The 16,422-nt window shown below is 40.5% G+C and carries 11 protein-coding genes; 6 read left to right on the forward strand and 5 right to left on the reverse strand.

Features of this window, described 5'->3' with window-relative positions:
* The first annotated feature begins 188 nt into the window (after positions 1-188).
* The 4 genes from GXP67_RS06655 (at position 189) to GXP67_RS06670 (ending at position 9,464) form a co-directional block, all read left to right on the forward strand.
* Positions 189-2,741, forward strand: a complete 2,553-nt coding sequence (locus tag GXP67_RS06655) for an ATP-binding protein (RefSeq protein ID WP_162442417.1) — start codon at positions 189-191, stop codon at positions 2,739-2,741.
* An 872-nt stretch (positions 2,742-3,613) separates the two neighbouring features.
* Positions 3,614-7,954: a GEVED domain-containing protein gene (locus GXP67_RS06660; RefSeq protein WP_162442418.1), complete on the forward strand. Its 4,341-nt coding sequence runs from the start codon at positions 3,614-3,616 to the stop codon at positions 7,952-7,954.
* 172 nt (positions 7,955-8,126) lie between these two features.
* Positions 8,127-8,621, forward strand: coding sequence for a hypothetical protein (locus GXP67_RS06665; RefSeq protein WP_162442419.1), 495 nt, complete (start codon positions 8,127-8,129; stop codon positions 8,619-8,621).
* Positions 8,622-8,681: 60 nt separating this feature from the next.
* On the forward strand, positions 8,682-9,464 hold the full coding sequence (locus tag GXP67_RS06670) for a hypothetical protein (protein ID WP_162442420.1): 783 nt from the start codon (positions 8,682-8,684) through the stop codon (positions 9,462-9,464).
* 179 nt (positions 9,465-9,643) lie between these two features.
* Here GXP67_RS06670 and GXP67_RS06675 read toward each other — a convergent pair whose 3' ends face one another.
* The 4 genes from GXP67_RS06675 to GXP67_RS06690 form a co-directional block, all read right to left on the reverse strand.
* Positions 9,644-10,045, reverse strand: coding sequence for an ester cyclase (locus tag GXP67_RS06675; RefSeq protein WP_162442421.1), 402 nt, complete (start codon positions 10,043-10,045; stop codon positions 9,644-9,646).
* Positions 10,046-10,121: 76 nt separating this feature from the next.
* The gene (locus GXP67_RS06680; RefSeq protein WP_162442422.1) at positions 10,122-10,991 is read right to left on the reverse strand and encodes a helix-turn-helix transcriptional regulator; all 870 of its coding nucleotides are present in this window, start codon (positions 10,989-10,991) and stop codon (positions 10,122-10,124) included.
* Between the two features lie 579 nt (positions 10,992-11,570).
* Entirely contained in the window at positions 11,571-12,734 is a 1,164-nt protein-coding gene (locus GXP67_RS06685; protein WP_162442423.1) for an MFS transporter, read from the reverse strand.
* Between the two features lie 690 nt (positions 12,735-13,424).
* Positions 13,425-13,895, reverse strand: coding sequence for a hypothetical protein (locus GXP67_RS06690; RefSeq protein ID WP_162442424.1), 471 nt, complete (start codon positions 13,893-13,895; stop codon positions 13,425-13,427).
* A gap of 237 nt (positions 13,896-14,132) precedes the next feature.
* Between GXP67_RS06690 and GXP67_RS06695 the strand changes: the two genes are divergently transcribed.
* Positions 14,133-14,558 carry a T9SS type A sorting domain-containing protein gene (locus GXP67_RS06695; RefSeq protein WP_162442425.1) on the forward strand — a complete coding sequence of 142 codons (426 nt, stop codon included), beginning with the start codon at positions 14,133-14,135 and terminating at the stop codon, positions 14,556-14,558.
* 241 nt (positions 14,559-14,799) lie between these two features.
* Here the strand turns inward: GXP67_RS06695 and GXP67_RS06700 are convergent, their stop codons facing one another.
* A complete protein-coding gene (locus GXP67_RS06700; protein WP_162442426.1) occupies positions 14,800-15,786 on the reverse strand; it encodes a GlxA family transcriptional regulator in 987 nt (328 codons plus the stop codon).
* A gap of 137 nt (positions 15,787-15,923) precedes the next feature.
* On the opposite strand from GXP67_RS06700, the gene GXP67_RS06705 reads away from it, so the two are divergent.
* Positions 15,924-16,421: an SRPBCC family protein gene (locus GXP67_RS06705; protein ID WP_162442427.1), complete on the forward strand. Its 498-nt coding sequence runs from the start codon at positions 15,924-15,926 to the stop codon at positions 16,419-16,421.
* Position 16,422: the final 1 nt, after the last annotated feature.

Below are 16,422 nucleotides of genomic sequence, written 5' to 3' on the forward strand. Positions count from 1 at the left end.
TACTTATAATACTTTTTATCTTATCCACTACAGATGCACTACCTGCATCTGTAGTGGATAGTTTAATGCTAAAACTGAAGCTTTATCAGAATAAAGACACAGGGAGGGTTAATCTTTTAAATGAACTAAGTTCTCAATATCAATGGACTGATTTTTATAAATCACTTGAATATGCAGAGCAATCGCTTATGTTAGCGAAAAAGCTATCATTCAAAAAAGGAGAAGCTACCGCCAACTATCGTTTGTCCCATTGCTATTGGGCCCTAGGCGATGGGGAAATAGCGATCGGCAAAGGACTCGAAGCAGTAAAAATTGCCCAACAGGAGAAACTGACAATTATACTAGGCGAAACTTATAGGATATTAGCCATGTGTTACCGGGACCAGCAACAAATAGGGCAAGCCAAATCCTACATCCGGCAAGCGGAAATATTAGCAAGGCAATCAAATAACTGGGATTTGTTAGCCCGGGTGTATAACATGGCTGGTGTCATCGAGTATATGGCAAACAATTTTGATAACGCTCTATTGCTCTATCATAAAGCATTATCCGTATCAGAAGAACATCCCACCTCTAAATTTCATCTCTCCCAGGCACTTTCTAATATTGGAGAGTACTATTTGAACAGAGACATTGATAGAAGTATAGGTTATTTTAACCAAGCCTTAATAAGTGCTAAAGAAAACAACAACCGGTCAGCACAAGCGGGAATCATGGCAGATCTGGGTAAAACCTATACAATGAAAAGTAATTTTGCAGAGGCACAATCATGGCTGGATTCATCTTTAGCGCTCGCTCAGGAGTTAGGTCTGAAAAGGGTGGTCAGATATGCTTACTTTCACCTGGCTGATCTAAAATCTCATCAAGGAAGAACAGTGGAGTCCCTGGAATACATGAAAGAGTATTATGAGGTAAATCAAAGTCTTCTGAACATTTCAAAAACCAGACAGATTGTGGAGCTGGAAAACCAGTATGAATCCCAAAGAAAGGAGCAACGTATACAATTACTTGAACAGGAACGCCGGATTGGGCTAATCTGGAAGTATGTGTTAATTTTTGGTTCGGTATTGAGTCTTACTTCGTTGCTCATTATTTATAGGCTGCAAAGCCTTAGAACAAAAAAAGCAAAAGAATTACTCCTCACGCAAGCCTCATTAACAACTCAATTGCAAGAAACCGATCTGCTCAAATCACGGTTTTTTGCCAATATTTCCCACGAATTCAGAACTCCGTTATCACTGATTCTAGCTTCTGTTGAAGAAAAATTAAGTAAACCAGCCAAGAATGCTGCCGAGCAAAAAAGTTTTTTCTTAATACAGCGAAATGCCCATCGTCTGCTTGATCTGGTAAACCAGCTCTTAGACCTATCAAAACTTGAAGCAGGTAAATTGCAACTTCAACCGAAACAGGGAAATCTGCAAGCTTTTATCCAGCTACTGTGTGCTTCCTTTGATTCACTGGCAGAAATCAGGGGGATTCAATTTTCTAAACACATTCACCTCAATAATTCCTATGCCTGGTTTGATGATGACAAATTGGAAAAGATCATTGGAAATATTTTGTTCAATGCTTTTAAATTTACCCCGGCCGGTGGAAGTGTCAGTTTGTCAATTGATAATTTACCCCATTCGGAAGAACTGATAATCAGTATAGCTGACACCGGAAAAGGAATCACAAAAGAAGAACAGGAACATATATTTACCCCGTTTTATCAGTCCCAATACATTGTGGAAGAGGGCTTAGCCGGAACCGGATTGGGACTTTCTCTCGTGCAAGAGCTTGTCAACTTGCATAAAGGTAAAATCCACCTGGAGAGTATGCCCGAAAAAGGAACTACCATTACCGTACAATTACCTTTACAACCTATGGGCTGCACTACTCTCTTAGAGGAAACTCCAGTGGCGCCACCCTCTATGGAGCACTATAAGCGTAGGGTTGATACAAGAACGCCAGAGCAAAAAGTTGATACGATACACCTTGAAGAAGCTGCTTCCCTGCTGGTGATAGAAGATAATCCGGACCTGCGAGGCTTTATAGCTGCTAGCTTTAGAAATCAGTTTACCATACATACGGCAAAGGATGGAGAAGAAGGCTGGCAAATAGCCGTTGAGCGCATGCCTGACCTGATTGTTTCTGATGTGATGATGCCAGCCTTGAACGGTGTCGCGTTAACTGAGAAGTTAAAATCTGATGAGCGTACCAGTCATATACCTATTATCCTGCTTACGGCCAAAGCCGATGAAAAATCCCGGTTGGAAGGGTTGACCAAAGGAGCAGATGATTATTTGTCCAAACCTTTTTCAACTGCCGAACTACGGGTACGGGTTGTCAATTTAATTAACCAGAGAAAAAAACTTGCGGCTAAGTATAAATCAGCAATCGCACAACCAGTGGATGAAGATCTCACGCCCACCATAGACGAAAAGTTTTTGTTAAGGGCAAAAGCAATTGTTGAGCATAACCTGAGCAATTATGGGTTTGGTGTGGAGAAACTAGCCGACGAGATGAATTTGAGCCGGGCACATCTATTCAGAAAATTTAAAGCGCTCCTGGATACCTCTCCCAGTGAATTCATTACTGATATTCGTTTACAGCAGGCGGCCAGAATGATCCGCTCTAAAAGGGACACAATTGCACAAATTAGCTACTCGGTAGGTTTCAATGAACAATCTTACTTTGCCAAACGATTCAGGAAAAAGTTTGGGGTTTCTCCCGGTGAGTATGCTGATTCTATCATATAGAGGTACTGTGTATATCCCTCAATCTTTATGAGTTTTTGATCTGCTCAAGCCGCTTAATATAGGCTATCCATGATTAATTTTTTCTTGTAACATGGTGTCTGCTCTTGTTTGAGCCCTCCCATCTTTTATAAACTTCAAATTGCAACCAAATTACCCTTTTTGGCAACAAAAGTATTACCAGTGAAGCCTTCTAATTGGCCAATTTTGTTGCCATAAACCACACCAATTTTTTAAAACTATGTACTTACTACAAAAATTGTCCTTGAAAATCTTTAAAAGATTGCTGGCAACATTATTTGAGCTTGTGTTCGCTCCATTACAAAATGCGTATGATTTATTCTTTACGCTTGTCCGGCTAAAAAACGAAAATTTCATTATCTGGTGAAAGAAAAGGCCAACCAGCTTTTGTTAAGAGATAAACCTACGGATAGGAATCTCAAATTTTTTTTCTACAACACTACAATCCGGTAAATACTGGAAAAAACTTCTAAGGAAAATCTACATAATGATCTTGAAATGCTACTTCACTATCAAAAATATCCTTTAAACTCTTTAGTTGTTTGGTGAGGTATCTAATTAAGAAGTGCTTGGTTGCTTCTCAGTTTATTGCTCCTGGTGATTCTCTTTCCTAAACTTTATTCTTCTCATAAAAAATCTTTCTTGACTTTATATAATCCAGTACTTGTGCAACAGGCCTTTGCACATGGTGGGCTACTATGCAAGTCAGAAGATGCTTCAGGTTGATCAGTGATCACCTTAACGGATAATGCCTTTTTTACTGTTCAAAAGGCCATTATACTCCTGTAATACAGAAGTGCTAAACATTTCTTTCATGCTATTCAATTCACTACATGCTCAAATTACAACAAACCATGAAAATCAGAATTTTTACCATTCACTTATGCTGCCTTCTATGGCTGGCATGCCTTACTGCTCTCACACAGAGCCAACCATCCAATACAATAGAAGAATACTATTATTATGCACAAGGCAAAAAAACGGCATTAACCCCTATACGTGATGAGATTTTTGTAACCTACACCACGAAAGTAAACCTGGCAAAAGGCAATAATTCGACTTTTATCTTGAAAAATAAGGTGGGCAAGCCAGCAAAAAACGATGTATTTGCTCCGGTGAATGCCATCCGGTATAAGATTGGTCCGAGTATGGTAAAATCTGCCCAACGACTTACAGACATAGCAGGCCAGTTTAAGAGTGACCCGGATGTCATTACTGCCTATCCTGCTTTCAAAATCGGGGGAGAAAAAGTGTATGTAGGCAACAAGGTAACTTATATGCTTAAATCCGGAGCACAGGCAATGCAGGCATCTAACTTTTTAAAAAGCCACCAGGCTGCCATTGTAGAGGAAATTAACCTGGGAGATAAGATACTGTATGTGGTGGCAGTGAGCAAAGGAAAAAGCACGTTTGGTGTAGCAAACAGTTTGTTTGAGAGCGGGCTGGTAGAATATGCCGAACCGGAATTTACCTTTTCCGGCAAAAATGATGTAATCCCCAACGACCCGGTCTATAGCTCTCAGTGGTTCCTTAATCAAAGCAATGATGCGGACATAGATGCGCCGGAAGCCTGGAATATTTCTACTGGTTCTGCTAATGTAGTAGTAGCTGTAATAGATGGCCATGGGTACGACTTAACCCATCCTGATCTGACTGGAAAGTTAGTGAATCCATATGATGCCGCAAATGACGATAATGTACCTGACCCGGAAAATGCCGATGCCAATCATGGAACACCTTGCGTAGGGTTAATTGCGGCTACCACCAATAATACGACCGGAGTAGCAAGTGTAGGATTTAATATCCCAGCCCTTCCAATTTGTATTGGCTTTAATGCTGTTGGAAATAGTTTTGAAACGAATGCAACCATTATTGCCAGGGCAGCAGCAAGGGTAATTAACACACCTAATGTAGTAGCCGTCAGCAACAGTTATTCCTTGGGTCCAGCCAGTTTTGCTGCCACTGTGGAGGCTAGTTATACCAGCATGCGGCTCAATAGCCGGGGTGGCCTGGGTGCGGTTATTCTCGCTTCCACAGGAAACGATAACTTAAGTAATCCAACACCCTATCCGGCCAGTTATGTAAATGTAGTTGGAGTAGGCGCCTCTACAGACACAGACACCAGGGCAAGCTTTTCAAATTATGGTGAGGTTACAGATGTAGTAGCCCCAGGTGTAAATACCCATACTTTAGACCGGACTGGAGCCCCTGGCTATGCATTAGGCAGTTATAATGGGTTCAATGGCACCTCGGCTGCCTGCCCGGTGGCTGCTGGGGTGGTAGGTTTAATTGCTTCTGTAAACCCGAATGCAAACTGGGCATTTCTTATGGCTGATCTGCAATATTCCTGTGACAAGACAGGTGGATATACTTATTCACCTGGGTATTCATATGGCCTTTGGAACAATGAAATGGGCTATGGACGGGTGAATGCATTTAAAGGCATGCAACGGGCAATGGGGCCTCCTGCCATTGCTTCATTCACTCCAGCAGGTGGTTCTTCAGGTACAACTATAACCATTACCGGTATTAAATTTTGGGGTACTACTTCTGTCACCTTCAATAATATGAATGTTTCTTTTACGGTCGTGAATGGCACTACTATTACGGCTACTATTCCGGCAGGTGCTACCTCAGGGCCCATCAGAATAACTAATTTTGCAGGTTCAGCAGTGAGTACTATTCCATTTCTCGCATCAGCTTATTGTATTCCAGCTAATTATTCCCGTTGTACTACTTCCCAAGACTATATCAATAATTTCAGTTTACATACTTTAGTAAATAATGGCACAGGCTGTAACGGTCAGGCTAATAATTATATTTTTTATCCGGCTACAGCTAATACCACTACACTGCTTTCTAAAGGCCAGACCTATGCCATCAGTATGCAATCTGGACCAGCTTTACACCAGGGATTTGGGGTGTGGATCGACTTTAATGAGGATAAGGATTTTGACGATACAGGGGAGTTTGTTTATAAATCTCCTATAGCCGGCACAGGTGTATTTGCAGGTGCTATCACTATTCCTGCCAATATATCGAGCGGCATGAAGCGCCTGCGGGTGCGGGCAAAATATGATGAGGTTTTTACCGCCGACCAGTGGTGTACTGCCCAGCGGTATGGCGAAACGGAAGATTATTCCATAGCCATTGGCTATTGTGTTCCCACGGCTGCCTGTAGTTCTGGAGATTATATCAACAACTTTAGCTTTAATACCTTAGTCAATAACAATTCCGCTTGCAATGGATTGACAAATGGGTATACCCAATTTGCAGCAGCAGGTACTTTAACAAACACTGTAACCAAAGGAAAAAGCTATCCCCTGAAAGTGCAGTCTGGAAGAAATTCCCAGGGTTTTGGCGTATGGATTGACTACAATAATGACCAGGATTTTAACGACAGCGGTGAATTAGTATATGCTTCGCCTTCGGCAGGAACCGGCTTGTACACAGCCAATATTACCATTCCGGCTATTGTTTCTACAGGGCAACGAAGAATGAGGGTCAGGAGTAAGTTTAATGCCCTGTTTACCAGTACCCAGGCATGTGCATATTATCAATATGGTGAAACGGAAGATTATACTATCACAATAAATAACCCAGTAGTAGCTTCTTCTCAGTGGAACAAACGCTTTGGCGGCAGTGGGACAGATAACTTTAGTGTAGTCATCAAAACTTCGGATGGCGGCTATTTGCTGGGCGGTCACTCTACTTCAGCGGTAAGTGGAGACAGAAGCCAGGGCTCACAAGGGGCACAGGACTTCTGGATCGTAAAAACAGATGCATCGGGAAACAAACAATGGGACAAACGTTTTGGCGGTTCTTCAGGAGATTACCTGAATGCAGCAATTCGGACCTCAGATGGAGGTTATATGCTAGGCGGTAATTCTTTATCTGGCATAAGTGGCGATAAAACGCAGGGTTCGCAAGGGGGACAAGACTTTTGGGTAGTCAAAATTTCTTCCACCGGCACCAAGCAATGGGACAAACGTTATGGAGGCAGTGGAAATGACGACCTGCGCACTTTGCATCAGTTATCAACTGGTGAATATTTGCTGGCTGGTTATTCTCAATCAGGCATCTCCGGTGATAAATCACAATCATCTCAGGGAGCAACCGATTACTGGGTAGTGAAAATCAACGCCACAGGCGGAAAAATATGGGATAAGCGTTTTGGCGGCTCAGGGGATGACTGGCTAGAGGCAAGTGTAGTCAACTCAGATGGCAGTATATTACTTGCAGGCAGGTCGGCCTCCGGCTTGAGCGGAGACAAGAGTCAAAACTCGCAAGGTGGCAGAGATTTCTGGGTAGTAAAGATTAATTCCGGTGGGGGTAAAGTATGGGACAAGCGCTTTGGAGGCACAGGCAATGAGGATGCCTCTGGGATGGTGGCTACCTCCGATGGGGGTTTCTTGCTAGGAGGTTTGTCTACTTCTGGTATAAGCGGTGATAAAAGGGAGAGTTCGCAAGGGGGTAGCGACTTTTGGGTGATAAAGATTAATTCCACAGGTGGAAAAGTATGGGATAAGCGTTTTGGAGGTAGCCTGACGGATGAACTCCGGTCAATCATCACTACGACAGATGGCGGATTCCTGTTGGGTGGTAAGTCAGATTCAGGCGTGAGTGGAGATAAGACGCAAGCTTCGCAGGGTGGACAGGATTATTGGACCATCAAAATCAATTCATCTGGAATCAAGCAATGGGAAAAGCGCTTCGGCGGCTCGGCGGCTGAAGAACTAAGAACCGTTTTACAGACCTCAGATGGCGGTTATTTACTGGCAGGACGTTCTGATTCAGGTGTTTCCGGTGATAAAACCCAGGCTTCGCAAGGAGGTACTGATTACTGGTTGGTGAAAGTATCATCAAGTGGAGGAGCCGGCTTAATAGCTTCTGCCAGAACCGGAGTTGAACAAATGGAGGAATACACCAGGAAAGAGCTGAACCTGGAGGCTAGTCCTAATCCATTCTCTGATAAACTTACCATCGATTTCAGCTTATCCCATACACAGCAGGTTCAGCTGAAAGTCTATAACAGCCAGGGGTTGGAGGTAAGTACGTTGTTTGAAGGGGTGGCAGAAAAGGACAAGGCTTATCAGTTTGAGTGGAAAGCTACGGACCAAATGCCAGGATTATATATTATCCGGTTAGGAGCATTAAATGAAGTAAGCTATAAAAAGGTTATTCTGAGCAAATAAGCGTCCTTCCCTGGACTTTATATTAAAAACTTCAACCTATGCTTAGCCCAGTTGTGCGCTAATTCAAAGCCATCTGGGTTAAGCAACCAGGAAAACTGCTTGCTATGAAACGGTAGCAGTGACTTTTATAAAAAACAATTCCATTCATCTTTTCTTATTCAAACTACATCTGATGAAAATTATATTATTTAAAATGTTTCTCACCTTTATGGCTTCGTCAGTAGTATCGCTTCTCCGTAAAGCAAAACCAGTAATTAGTAGCTCTTCTATTTTTACAGCTATGCATAATGGTACACAGCATATACGTTCCCATTCATTAATAGCCTATTACTATAAAGATTACCTGCAACTGCAAATTTTTATGCCTGGCCAGAGGGTACTCATCTTTCAACTTTATGGGGTGACAGGTACAGGTATATATGAATTTTCTGGCCAGGATTCAGATAATTCTAATGTTGTAATGTTAGAAAGGAAGAACTGGCTTGAGCAAATATATACTAGTGATTCTCTTTCAGGAGGTGGCTACATTGAAATTAAATCTCTGACACCCTTTAGTATAGAAGCCACATTCAGCATCACCATCGCGCCAGATGACCCTGATTATAATATGCCTATAGCAAAGACGGAATTTACCCAAGGTTATATAAAGGTTCCCTTCTTATCATAGCAGAACACAGACAAAATTTATACAACTAAAAATCAAACCATCAACACCACAGTTATTCTAATGAAAACAATACTGACAAAAGCGTCTTTCTATGTAAGTGCGCTTTGTATAACAATGGCACTCCCCTCCTGTGAACTACTAAAAGATGTTGAAGAGCAGCCGCCAGCCAAGACCTGCCGGATCACCCACATTGATACTCCCTGGGAGAAGGACACCGATTATATCTATGACAGCCAGGGCTTACTGGTGACGCTGAAAAAAGGAATCAGTTTAACAGATGAAACAGAATCTTCTACCATTCACCTGTCTTACGATGCAAATAAGCAAATAAAAGAAGCCAGGGACGAGCATGATCAGAAGATAGTCTATGAGTATGAAGGTAATCTGTTAGTAAAAACCAAGCATTATCATGGTCTGGTATTACAGTTTACCAGAGACTACGTACGCAATGGTGCAGGTGCTATCAAGGAAGTGCGGATTCATGAAGGGGAAAAGCAAGAAGTGTTCAGGAAATATATCTATACCTATGATTGGAAAGGAAACATTATAGAGGAACTCAAATACTGGACCTTCAACGATAGCTTAACGCTGGTTGCTATTACCCTCTATAGTAATTATGATACCAAGAGAAACGTAGAGCCCTGGCATTTTCTGCCCGGTACCCTGAAAATGAAACATAATCCTGGTCTGATCACCCACATCACCCATATCAACAACGGAAGCAAATCAGTTGATGTGCTCAACTATCAGTATAACCAGGAAGGCTATCCGGTTGCCTTACATTATAAACATGAGAATGAACCAGCCTGGAATTATACTTATCAGTATACTGATTGCCAATGATAAAACCGTATAATGGGAACAAAGCTGGAATTACGTTTCCAGCTTTTGTAAATAGTTATTTCTAGCTTGAACCAAAACTGATATAGAACTGAGTCGAAGTGCCATTTCCCTTCCTGTTTTTTGACAATATATTCTTTGAGGTACACATTTTTTGTCACTCACACTTTGTCAACTGGTCGCTATTTGTTTAAGCACTTGATCAAAGTCACTTTGCCCCAGTGTTCGGCATATTTACCATCCTCAATACGTATGATGTCAATAACATGTATGTCAACCTCTTTGTGGCTTGCAGGAATGCCGAATATCTCGCCATTGTGTGTTGCCCTGATTTTTTTTCGTGTCGTTACTAAGTCATTTTCTGCGACCTGATCCAGTATTTCTACTATAAGGTTGCTGAAGCCTTTGCGTAATACATTATTGAGGAAATAATAAAAGCTTTCCTTGCCATTCGGCATTCCTGCCGGGGCAGAATGATTAATTACATGGTCCGACAATAATTCATTAAAAGAATTTTCGTTACCCAGCTCAATACATTCTTTATTGAAACGTACAACAATTGACTTGTTTTGTTCTGTGCTCATTGTTTTAAAATTTTAAGCAAAGTTGACATTTCTAAGCAGGATATTGTTAGTCGCATTGAGTCAGACATTGTTCCTTTTAGCTCAGACTAGTCCCATAAACTTTTGGGGAAATACCGAAATGTTTTTTAAATGCTTTTGTAAATCCTGTATGTGTTTCAAAACCAAGTTTAAACCAGATTTCGCCCGGTTTTTCATTGTGTTGTGTTAATAGTTGTGCCGCTATTTGCATTTTCTGTTGTAGAAACCACGTTGTGGGGGAGGCATTATAAATCTTCCCAAATTGTCTTTTAAACGTCGATGTGCTTACATTGCAAAGAAAAGCCATTTCTCCAAGCGTGAGGTTTTCTGTTATATTAGATTCAACCACCTTCCGTATAGTCATTTCATTTTGTAACGCATTGCCCCGATATAGAAAAGAAAGAAAGGGTTGAGAACGATTTTCTAATAAATAAAGTAAAAGCTCCCATAGCTTGATGCGTTTCATTTCTAAAGAAAGTGGCCTGCTCCTTGCAACAATTAAATGCATGGAGGTAATATAGGTGCGGATAAAATCATCCTTTTCAAAAGAGATATAACGGCTTGGTACCGGATTATATTTTCTTTTAATTTCATCAATCAACGTTGCATTGCTAACAGAAAAGTCTGTCAATTCTTTATTGTTAAAGAAGATTAAAATGCTCTCAAATTCTTGATACTTCGTAATATCAAACGATGCAATGCTATTACCTGCCGAAAGGAAGTGAATTTCCTGGTCGTTGGTATTAACAGCTATTTCTACAAATCGTATTGTTTTTTGCCCGCTTATAACAAGGCTAACCGCATTTTGGTGTAACACTGATTTTTCTCTGAAGCGGTTAATTTTTGAGCTATACGGATATATGATAATCGGGCTATTAAGTTCTACCTTATTTGATAATATATCGTCTGGAAGGTTAATTACATTCATCTTCAAAATTAAGAGTTGATTGTGATTGTATTGCCAGTTAGTACTACATTCTTTAATTACTTATAATTTGGTCGCTTGGTAAAATATTGTCTTCCAATCCGTATACCGTTTGCCCAAACGGTCGTTCCCTTCCGTTTCTTTAAGTACGATAGCATTATCTTTGTGACATATTCGTTAAGGTAATTATTTTTGCTTAACTTACTGTCCAATCGAAGGTAGCGAGTTCAACTGATCATATGGTATGAATAACAGACGATTTGTATTTGAAATCTATTTGTTATTTGATTCTCCAAACGCTCATCTATAGACCGCATTTTTCTGACATTGAGCTACTTATTAAAATTTACATCTTGTTGCTTGTATTTATTTACATAATGTTAATATAGTAGCAACCTAGGAATCTATTATTTCCTGCAGCTTTGCACTACAAAAGAATTCCTCATCTTTGTTATAGGTTACTACAAACCATTTCAAACTCTTGAAATGGTTTTTGTTTTTATTATTTAATCTGTAATCTACAGTATAATACAGCCTTATCCGTTCCGCTGAACATAACTTGAGTATTATTTTGCTCCATACCTAGGCTTTTACTTTGTATTTTGTTGCAAGCCAAAGATAGAACAAGAGTAACAGAACTGCCTCTATTGCGTGAATTACAGGAATAAAATTTACGCCAAAAATATCGATCATCAATCCAGCAAAAGCCGGCAATAAAGCCCCTCCTGTCATGGCAGCAGAAATCTGAAAACCTACCACATTAGGGGCATGGCTGGCTCCTACGCGTTTTGGTGTTAAGGCAATAAGGCTGGGAAAAACGGGAGCCAGCGAAAAACCGGTTATAATGATTCCTACGAAGGTAACAATAGGTACCAAGTTGAAGGCAATTGATAGAGTGCCTACAATCAGCCCGATAAAAGAGCCGAGTAGAACTTTATTTACCGAGGCCTTTGTTAGAATGATGCCAAAAAAGATCCTGCCTGCAGTTAGGCTCCCCCAATAAGCACTTGTCCAGAAACCTGCCGATGTTTCGGTACTATTTCTGGCTTTGGTAAGCACCGTGAACAGCCATTGACCCAGACTAATTTCTATGCCGGAATAAAAGAAAAAAACGGCCAGGCTTAGCCAGGTAACCGGCAAACTTAAGGTCTCACTGGTGCTGGCATGTACAAAAGATTCATGATGATGGGCCTGCGTTTTCCATAGCCCGATTGTAAGTAAAAATACAAGGGCAAGAGTAAGTTGAACTGTCCCTACAGTCACATACCCGGAGAACCATGGGAAGTTGCTCGCCAGATAGGTAGTCATGATCACCGGGCCAATGGTCGCGCCAACCCCATAAAAAGCATGTAGCCAGTTGAGGGTACTGGTGGTGAAACGTTGGGCAGCAAATGTATTTATTGAGGAATCAATGGCACCTCCCCCGGTGCCTAATAAAAAAGCCATCACCGGCAAAACCACCCACTGGCTGCCAAATGCAAAGCCTAGTAAACTTAGTCCCGTAATGGCACAGCTACCAGCAAGCAAGATTCCTAAAGAGATTTTGGAGAGAATACGTCCACTGTTAAAACTGGCTACTAGATAACCTGCCGTAAAAAAAATCAAAATTACGCCTAATGAGTCCAATTGAACCCTGTAATTTTGGTGCATGTACGGCCAGGCTACACCTAAAAGACCATCCGGAAGCCCCAGACTTATAAATGCAATGAAACAAATGAGAACCAATATGGTTTTATTACCAGTCATACAGCTTACAATAGCTTCTTTCAATCAGGGTGATCCTACCTTGAGCATTAGCAGTCTGATTTCGTTGAAACAGATCCGTTAAGGTTAGTATTGACAGCATACTTTTCAACTAAAGTAATTAGTTACTAAAGTATATATAGCCTCATTCATCATTACATGATTTGCATTAATTTTTTGAAAGTAAATCTAACTTACTATCAGTAGTATTACAAAAATGCATTCGAATAATAGTATTCTTTTCATTAATTTTTGTTTACAGATAATGTCTTACAATACCTTGCACACCAACATTATACTTAGACCTCGAGCCATTAACTGAGCTGATTACATATTCAGTGTTAGTTGTAATACTTTTCTTTAAATTCTTGCTACCATTATGTCTCCCAAAAGAAGTTTGTGTAAACTCTTCAATTAAGGTCTTATACTGATATAGGTTGATGTTTTTAAGCAGCTTGTTTTTATAACAGAATCCCATACTAGAAAATTATTAAGCACTATCTGTAGAGTAGAAAAGTAAAAAGATACTCCCCTTTCTTGAAACTGAATATATAGGCGATAGGGAAAAGAGTGTAACCTATCCCTTCTAAAATAGGATTTTTTTACTTTTTGTCCGGTCATTTTTATTACTTATTTTAAGAGCTAATTTTTGTCAACTTATATCAGGAGAAGACCCAGCCAACCGGCCTAGAGTTACTTCTCAATGGTAATTTCCAGTTCTCCATCAATATGCATCACATGACAGCAGTCTGCGCCGATTGTGAATTTTCTCCGCACTAGCTCTTTCCCATCTTTATGACCAATAAATTCTACTTCCTGCTGCTGGTTACGTAGCTCCTTCCGGTAATTATCATTGGTGATCAGATACACACCCATGTTGCGGTACATATCCAGTTCGTCTGAACTTATGGCTGGTGTATTATCCGCTCCAGTAGAAGTTTTAATTACCTGATACTTATCCAGCTTAACAGGGCTGCCATCTGTATATTTTATGGTAGCAGATACGGCAGCAAACATTTCGGTACACACTACATCCGGAGCACAATCTGCTAATCTGGCGTTTTTCTTAGGGTCTGACTGCTCTTCCGGAACAGCATCTGTTGAGCAACTAAACAGCCCGAAGCCCATAAAAATAAAAGTAAATAAGAAAGATCTGGTTTTCATAAATTTCCTGTCAATGGTTTCCACTAAGAGCCCTTTACTAATTAAAAGGTTGCAAGACCACATTCGCAAGTATGGCTACCAAACTGCACATGTAAGAGAGTTTGACAAAATACCACACCATGGGTTATTTCACTCAAGTGCCAACGTCTTATATTTAACTACATTATTTTCAGGTAAGTGCTTATCAGCTTATGTATGTTATAAGTAGCAATACATTCAATATAAATTCAAAAAGTCATGAACGGGAGTAGAACCAAATCAAGATCGCTAGCTACAGTATTCACACTCCTACTGCTGATATACTGCAGCCATACAGCCCATGCCCAGGATAACCAGGCAAACAATAATGAAGCCTTAGAGGTAATGGCCTATTCTGTATCCGATAATCCCTTATCTATAGTAGTCAGGGTTAGCAATGCCAGTCCAAAAGATTTAATTACAATAGTAATCCTGAATGGCTATAAAAGAGTATTACACCGGGAAAGTGTGAGAGGAAGAAAGTATAAGAAGAAATTCAATTTTTCAGATCTTCCTGACGGGGAATACGCCATTAAAGTTTTTAATAAAAGCACCACTTATATTCAGAAAGTAGGCATTGGCACGTTGTACAAAACCAAAAGTACCAGGGCTACATCTTTTGAGCCACTTACAAAAGAATTCTGAAAAAGGGGATGAAGTATTTAATGCAATTACCAAACATCAGAATTTTCTACCTATTTCCGTGTATTTTGTAGTATTTGATAAAGTAAATGGATGTGTCTTTTACTTCTCAGCCGATATAGTACGCCTCTAAGAATATATTGATTCTTTGGCCCAGCCTTTCTTATTCTACAATAGCGTTCCCATAAATATTAAGTTGCTATTCCCCATACAACACTCCTGAGTGAAACAGGTGTACACTCCATTAGGCCGCCTCCTTATTGTATTTACCTCTGTATTCTAATGGTGACATGCCTGTAATTTTTCTGAATACTTCCCGGAATGCCTTCACATCCGAATAGCCCACTTCATACATAACTTCATTAATGGTCTTGCGGGTAGTTTCGAAGGCTTTTTTGGCTGCTTCCATTTTTACCCGTTGCAGGTATTCTACAGGCGTATTGCCGGTAGCTTTGATAAACCGTCTGTCAAAGTTTCGTCTGCCCACAGCAAACCTGGAAGACAACTCTTCCACAGAGATTTTTTCATGCAGATTACTTTCAATATAGGCCTGGGCTTGCTGAACCATTTCATCTCCGTGCTGCTTCTGACCTGTAAATATGATGAAGGCTGACTGACTTTGCCTGTCAATTTCAATCTGGAATATTTTGGAGCAAAAAATGGCCGTTTGCCTGTCATAATATTTCTCTACCAGATACAGCACCAAGTTCAGAAAAGAATAACCGCCCCCATTGGTATAAATGCCTTTCTCATCCGTAATCAGTTTATCTGGCTGTAAATTTACTTTTGGAAACAAAGTCCTGAAGGTATCAGCCGCAGACCAATGCGTAGAACATTTTTTACCATCCAACAGACCGGCTGAAGCCAGCATAAAAGCCCCACTGCACATACTGGCTATTTCGGCACCCTCTTTATATTGTTTAACCATCCAATCGAGCAGCAACTGGTTTCCTTCCACGGCTGTTTGATAATCATGGGCCAGGGAAGGAATAAGAATCAGATGAGTTTTACCGATAGCAGAAATGTGCGTATGCGGCTTTACGGTTAACAAGCCCTCATGAAAATCTGTATTTTTTGAAACTCCTGCCAGCTCAACTGTCAGCAATTGCTTTTTACCCTTTTCTTTCCAATAATCATTTGCTCTAGTAAATATTTCATAGGCACCTACGATACAAGCTACCGTGCCGAGGTTGCTTTGGCCTTCAGGAACGATGATGGAAATGTGTTTCATGGATTATACTTTCTTATAAAGATAGACATTGATTATGTCCAAATCAACCCTCCAGAATGTCCATTTCGCACCCTGCTTAAGTAAGTATTAGACAATACCTTTGCTTTATTCACGGTAATTACAAACAGCTAAAGAGCATGCAACATCAAGATTTTACAGCTACCATCATGGTAGAACAAACGCCGGAACAAGCATTCAATGCCATCACGAATGTAAGGGGATGGTGGTCCGAAGAAATTGAAGGCAGCACAAACAAACTTGGTGATGAGTTTACCTATCATTACCAGGATATCCACTTTTCCAGAATGAAAATAATAGAACTCATCCCCAACGAAAAAATTGTCTGGCTTGTGATGGACAATCATTTCAATTTTACAACAGACAAAACCGAATGGAAGGACACAAAAATCAGTTTTGAGATTTCGCAAAGAGAGAATAAAACGCAGATACAATTCACACACCTGGGTTTGGTTCCTCAATATGAATGTTACAACATCTGCAAAGATGCCTGGAGCCATTATATACACGATAGCTTGCGCAGTTTGATCAGCACTGGCATGGGGCAACCGAATCCTAAAGAAGGTGGCTTTAATCAGCAGTTAATCGATGAATATACCAGTAACAATCAACTATAAA

It is taken from the genome of Rhodocytophaga rosea (assembly GCF_010119975.1).
Classification (GTDB): domain Bacteria; phylum Bacteroidota; class Bacteroidia; order Cytophagales; family 172606-1; genus Rhodocytophaga; species Rhodocytophaga rosea.

Bases quoted from the DNA above. Each gene is read 5' to 3' on its own strand.
- GXP67_RS06655 (WP_162442417.1), top strand. From the start codon at position 189: ATGTTAGCGAAAAAGCTATCATTCAAAAAAGGAGAAGCTACCGCCAAC.
- GXP67_RS06680 (WP_162442422.1), bottom strand. From the start codon at position 10,991: ATGAATGTAATTAACCTTCCAGACGATATATTATCAAATAAGGTAGAA.
- GXP67_RS06670 (WP_162442420.1), top strand. From the start codon at position 8,682: ATGAAAACAATACTGACAAAAGCGTCTTTCTATGTAAGTGCGCTTTGT.
- GXP67_RS06700 (WP_162442426.1), bottom strand. From the start codon at position 15,786: ATGAAACACATTTCCATCATCGTTCCTGAAGGCCAAAGCAACCTCGGC.
- GXP67_RS06695 (WP_162442425.1), top strand. From the start codon at position 14,133: ATGAACGGGAGTAGAACCAAATCAAGATCGCTAGCTACAGTATTCACA.
- GXP67_RS06675 (WP_162442421.1), bottom strand. From the start codon at position 10,045: ATGAGCACAGAACAAAACAAGTCAATTGTTGTACGTTTCAATAAAGAA.
- GXP67_RS06660 (WP_162442418.1), top strand. From the start codon at position 3,614: ATGAAAATCAGAATTTTTACCATTCACTTATGCTGCCTTCTATGGCTG.
- GXP67_RS06665 (WP_162442419.1), top strand. From the start codon at position 8,127: ATGAAAATTATATTATTTAAAATGTTTCTCACCTTTATGGCTTCGTCA.
- GXP67_RS06690 (WP_162442424.1), bottom strand. From the start codon at position 13,895: ATGAAAACCAGATCTTTCTTATTTACTTTTATTTTTATGGGCTTCGGG.
- GXP67_RS06705 (WP_162442427.1), top strand. From the start codon at position 15,924: ATGCAACATCAAGATTTTACAGCTACCATCATGGTAGAACAAACGCCG.
- GXP67_RS06685 (WP_162442423.1), bottom strand. From the start codon at position 12,734: ATGACTGGTAATAAAACCATATTGGTTCTCATTTGTTTCATTGCATTT.